3 protein-coding genes are annotated in these 5,437 nt (G+C 33.4%); 1 reads left to right on the plus strand and 2 read right to left on the minus strand.

Translation table 11 applies throughout. The annotated features are described in order from the left end of the window. Positions 1-7 precede the first annotated feature (7 nt). Positions 8-715 (minus strand): response regulator, encoded by a 708-nt coding sequence (locus tag F6K54_RS39545; protein ID WP_293089753.1) that lies wholly within the window; start codon positions 713-715, stop codon positions 8-10. A gap of 20 nt (positions 716-735) precedes the next feature. Beyond that, a complete protein-coding gene (locus F6K54_RS39550) occupies positions 736-3,930 on the minus strand; it encodes an ATP-binding protein (RefSeq protein ID WP_293089755.1) in 3,195 nt (1,064 codons plus the stop codon). A 234-nt stretch (positions 3,931-4,164) separates the two neighbouring features. Between F6K54_RS39550 and wecB the strand changes: the two genes are divergently transcribed. Further along, positions 4,165-5,277, plus strand: coding sequence for a non-hydrolyzing UDP-N-acetylglucosamine 2-epimerase (gene wecB, locus F6K54_RS39555; RefSeq protein ID WP_293089757.1), 1,113 nt, complete (start codon positions 4,165-4,167; stop codon positions 5,275-5,277). Positions 5,278-5,437 lie beyond the last annotated feature (160 nt).

Here is a 5,437-nt window from a genome sequence, read left to right on the forward strand (position 1 = left end):
TGATAGCTTATGGTTGGCTCATCAAAATATGATATAAATTTATACTAATAGATTGCAGACCAGAAGCAATAGATTCCATTAATACTTCACCAGTTCCATCTGAATGAAATTTATATATCAATACCCTGTCAGCTTTGAGAAATTTTCTGACTTCATCTACTGTATTTTTGAGGATATCATTAAGGTTTAATGACTGACGTATTCGTTCTTGAATAAAGGTCATTAATTGCGATCTTTCTGTTTGCTTTCTTAATTCCTTAACGAGTTGATTGATTTGCAAAATTCGACGGACTCGCTGACGTAAAACCACTAATTGAATTGGTTTAGTAATATAATCTACTGCACCAACAGTAAAGGCAAGATCGATAGATTCTTGATCTTCAAGAGTAGTAATCATTAATACTGGAGTCCGATAGAGTAAAGGGTTACTATCTAGTTCTGGATCTAGGGAAAAATCATTTGATAAATTTTTACTAAAAAGTTCTTGTAATTTTATACAGCAGGTAAAGCCATTCATTTCTGGCATCATTGCATCTAGGAGAATTAGGTCTGGTATTTGAACACTACACATTTCTAAGCATTGCTGACCATCTTTTGCTTCTATTATTTGATACCCTTCTTGGTGTAATGCCTTATTAAGTAAATAACGGGTAGATTGTTCATCATCGACTACCATAATTACAGTAGAATTATTGTTTGAATGCTTTGAATTCATAAAAATTTCATTAAAAAATACTAATAGTTAATTGTAATTTGACTAAATATTTCCTGCAATATATTTTGCAGTTGTGATTGTTTAATTGGTTTATTTAATAAAGCTGCAAAATTTAGTTCTTGGAGCAAACTTTTGTCTGGGGATTTACCAATAGGAGTTAACATAACTAATGGTAAAGATTGATATTTAGGTATCTCCCTAATAGCAGTAGCAGTTGCTATTCCATCCATTTCTGGCATTTGCATATCAATAATGATTAAGTCAAAATTTTGATTTTGGTTAACATTTTCATGTTGGAGGATATCTATTGCTTCAACACCTGATGCTACACCATGAGCTAAAATTCCCCACTGACTTAACAGGTTAGTTAAAATCTGTAAGCAAGTAGAATTATCATCTACAATTAATAATCGTTTTTTACCGAATTTAGGTATAGAATTCAATAGACTTTTCACATTCTTATCAACTTTTACAATTAGGGTAAAATAGAAGGTAGATCCTATTCCTTCTTGACTTTCAACCCACATTTTACCACCCATCATCTCGCAAAGACGTTTACTGATAACTAATCCTAATCCTGTGCCTCCATATTCTCTAGTTGTGGAACTATCTACTTGACTAAATGGTTGAAATAATTTATGCATTTTGTCTCTGGGAACCCCAATTCCAGTATCTTTGACAAAGATGGTTATTTCATACAAATTATTGTCTATATTTTGTTGATTGCTTTTTGATGAATCTGTTATTTTGTTAGCTGAAACATTAACTAATACTTCTCCCTTTTGTGTAAATTTAATCGCGTTAGAGAGAAGATTAACTAATATTTGACGTACTCTTATTTCATCTCCTAAAATCATACTTGGAGTATCATCTTCAAGTAAATAAGCTAATTCAATATTTTTATTTACTGCCTTAATAGCTAATAAGTCAATACACTTTTCTACACATAATCTTAAATTAAAAGGTTTTTCCTCCAAATCTATTTTATTGGACTCTATTTTGGAGAAGTCAAGAATATCATTAATAATTCCTAGTAAAAGAATACTACAATCATGGACATCATTCAAATATTCTTGCTGTTCTGAATTTAAGTCACTATCAAATAACAAAGAAGTCATCCCAATTATTCCATTCATTGGAGTCCGAATTTCATGGCTGATCGTAGCCAAAAATTCACTTTTAGCTTTATTCGCCACTTCTGCTGCTTGTCTTGCTTGTTGAAGAGCAATATTTTGTTCGGCAAGTTGTTGACGTTGGTAAGTTTCTTGCTCCAATAAATTTGCATGGGCGAGGGCAATTCCTACTTGTTGGGCAACATCTTCTAGTAGTTTAATTTCATCTTTTGTCCAAGTACGGTAATGATCGCATTGATGCAAGCAAATAATCCCATTGGGTTCACCCTGATAAGAGGTGCGAACCATTAACATAGATTTTAATCCTATGGAAATACATATTGATACTGAAACATTTGTTTGTAACAGGGGTTCTGTATAAACATTATCAGAGGCGATCGCTTTATCTTGTTCTAGAAGCTTTCCTATGTATGGATTATCTACTACTGGCATATCTAAATCCATGATTGATTGATATCCTTCTTCTAAATACTCGGCTACAAATGGCACTTTTAATACTGCCCCTGCTTTATAGGAATGAATGATGCAACGGTTGACGAGAAAAGCTTGGCCTATTTGTTTTGCAGTAGTATCAAATATTCTCTGTGCATCTAAACTTTGGCGAATATCTTGAGTAATTTGTCTTAATAGAAGACTACGTTGTAATTGTTGTTGTAGTGCTAAGTGAGTTAAATTTTGTTCAATTGCACTAGCGAGAATATTCGTCACTGACTGTAAAAAGTGAAGATCGTCAAGAGTGAAGGTATGTTTTTGAGTAGCATAAGCTGCTAATATTCCTACTGATTGATGATTTCCCGGAATAACTAAACTGATACCACTGACAATGCCTTGGTTTAACAAGTGTTTAAAGTCTGGATACTCTGAAATTCTAGTTTTGAGGTCTTCAATAATAACTGGTTTTTCTGCAGCTAAAGTATGAGCAATAATAGAATCAAAAGCCTTATTAACAACTGGTTGATCTATCAAAGTTTTTGCTTTATTCACACTAGCTTTCATTTCCCAAGTTTGAGTATCTGATGAGTATTCCCAAATTTGACAATGGTCTAGTTTTAGAGTTTGACAAACTAGGGACACTGCTTCTGACATTAGCTGAAATAAGGAAATATTTTGTAAAGCACGTTGACCTAATTTTGCTAATGCTGCTGCTGCTGAAGCTTGAATAGCTAATTTTTGTTCTGCTTGTTTGCGTTCATAAAGTGCAGCTTGCTGTTCGCTAATATCCCGCAAAATTATCGTAAACACAGTTTCATCTTTTAATTCTAATTGTGAAATTGATGCCTCTGCTGGAAATTCTGTATCATCTTTTCGCCTAGCAATAACTACAGCTAGTCTATGTTTTGTTTGATGATTTTTTACTTCTAGAGAGTTGTTAAATTTTGACTCTTGCCAAACAATTAATTCACTAAGCGATCGCCCCACAGCTTCCTGATTTGTATAACCAAATATTTTTTCTGCTCCTTGGTTAAACATTTGAATAATTCTATTTCTATCTACTGAAATAATTGCATCTTCCGCCATATCTAAAATACCTGCTAAACGAGCTTCAGAATTTTTTAGAGCTTCAGAAAATGCTATGCGTTCATGTATTTCATTTTCTAGCTTTTGATTTAAAAGATTTAAATCTGCTGTCCGTTTGTTTACTCTAGCTTCCAAACTAGCATTCAGGATATTAATTTTTTCTTCAGCTAAAATACGTTCTCTAATTTGCTTTTCTAGTTCCTCATTAGTTACTTCTAATTGTATAAAATCAGGTATTGTTAAAAGTTTCCGAGCTAAACGAATTAGAAATATTACTGTAACAATACCAACTATTACTGTAGAAGCTTTAACTAATCCTAATAGACCATGATGAGGATACCGTAGAGTCCAAATTTTTTGACTGTAAGAAAGACCACTAAAAATCATCAAAATTGCAAACATCCAAAAAGTTAAATTGAATGGCATACTTGGTCGTTTAATCAAACAGTAAGTAAGTATTAGTGCAATAAAATAATAGGCCAGTGCTATCAATAAATCGGATGTTAAATGAAATAACATTAGAAAGACACCCGAACTCATAGTTATGAGAAATACCTCTGACATATAATACCCCTCCTGATATACTAACTACTATTATTTAATCAAATCCTAAGCCGCAATTGCAAATAGAACTTTCTAGTTTTGCTATGCGGAAGTTAAAAGTCAAAAGTATTGATTTGTAATTAATAATTATTAATTATTAATTATTAATTATTAATTGTTGAATGTACTTCAGTCAACCAAGAAACACTATATAATTTTGATTATTATCTAGAAAAAATCTAAAACTAAGTCAAAATGCTTAATACTCCAATCCAAGTAGCAATTACTTTAGGAACTCGCCCCGAAGCTATAAAATTAGCACCAGTTATCCAACTTTTTCAAAGTTCTCCAGATTTTAAAACTCAGGTAATTTTAACTGGACAACATCGAGAAATGGTAACACAGGTAATGAAATTATTTGAAATTAGTCCAGATCGGGATTTAGCAATTATGCAAACTCGGCAAACATTAACAGATATTATGTGTCGAAGTTTGCAAGGATTAGAAGCGTTATTTCTAAAGTTACAGCCTCAATTAGTATTAGTCCAGGGAGATACTAGCACTGCTTTTGCGGCTGCCTTAGCTGCATTTTATCAAAAAATTCCTGTTGGTCACATCGAAGCAGGTTTACGAACTAATGATTTATTGAATCCCTATCCTGAAGAAGCAAACCGCCGTTTAATTTCTCAGATAGCTCAATTACATTTTGCTCCTACCAGTTTAGCTGTAGAAAACTTGCACAAATCTGGAGTATTAGGGGAAATTCATCAAACAGGAAATACGGTAATTGATGCTTTATTAAAAGTAGCAAAAACTCAACCTAAATGTGATATTTATGGTTTAGATTGGAGCGAATACAGAGTAATATTAGCAACTGTTCATCGGCGCGAAAATTGGGGAGAACCTTTGACAGAAATTGCTCAAGGATTTATCAAAGTTTTAGATAAGTTTCCTGATACAGCTTTAGTTTTACCTCTTCATAAAAACCCTACAGTTAGAGAACCTTTAAAAGCTATTTTAGAAAGTCATCCTAGAGTATTTTTAGAAGAACCTTTTGATTATAGTGAATTAGTAGGAGCAATTCATAATTGTTATTTAGTATTAACTGATTCTGGTGGTTTACAAGAAGAAGCTCCGAGCTTAGGAAAGCCTGTTTTAGTATTACGAGAAACAACAGAAAGACCGGAAGCAATTATGGCAGGAACTGCTAAACTTGTAGGTACTGATTCAACTAATATTATGGCTGCTACTGCAGAATTGTTGAGTGATGTTACTAAGTATGAAAAAATGGCAATGGCAATTAATCCTTTTGGTGACGGTTATGCCTCAGAAAGAATTATGAAGATTGTGAAAAATTATTTTGGTTAGGCTATTTTTGTTTTGGTTAGAGATTTCGGTGGTGGTAGCAAGGAAGCATTGGTAGTGTGGGGAATGGGGAGTGTGGGAGATGGGGAGATGGGGAGATGGGGAGATGGGGAGATGGGGAGATGGGGAGATGGGGAGATGGGGAGAGGGGGAGATGGGGAGA

Source organism: Okeania sp. SIO3B5 (genome assembly GCF_010692555.1).
Taxonomy (GTDB): Bacteria; Cyanobacteriota; Cyanobacteriia; order Cyanobacteriales; family Microcoleaceae; genus Okeania.

Excerpts from the sequence above, each read along its gene's own strand:
- F6K54_RS39545 (WP_293089753.1), bottom strand. The coding sequence starts at position 715 with ATGAATTCAAAGCATTCAAACAATAATTCTACTGTAATTATGGTAGTC.
- F6K54_RS39550 (WP_293089755.1), bottom strand. The coding sequence starts at position 3,930 with ATGTCAGAGGTATTTCTCATAACTATGAGTTCGGGTGTCTTTCTAATG.
- wecB (WP_293089757.1), top strand. The coding sequence starts at position 4,165 with ATGCTTAATACTCCAATCCAAGTAGCAATTACTTTAGGAACTCGCCCC.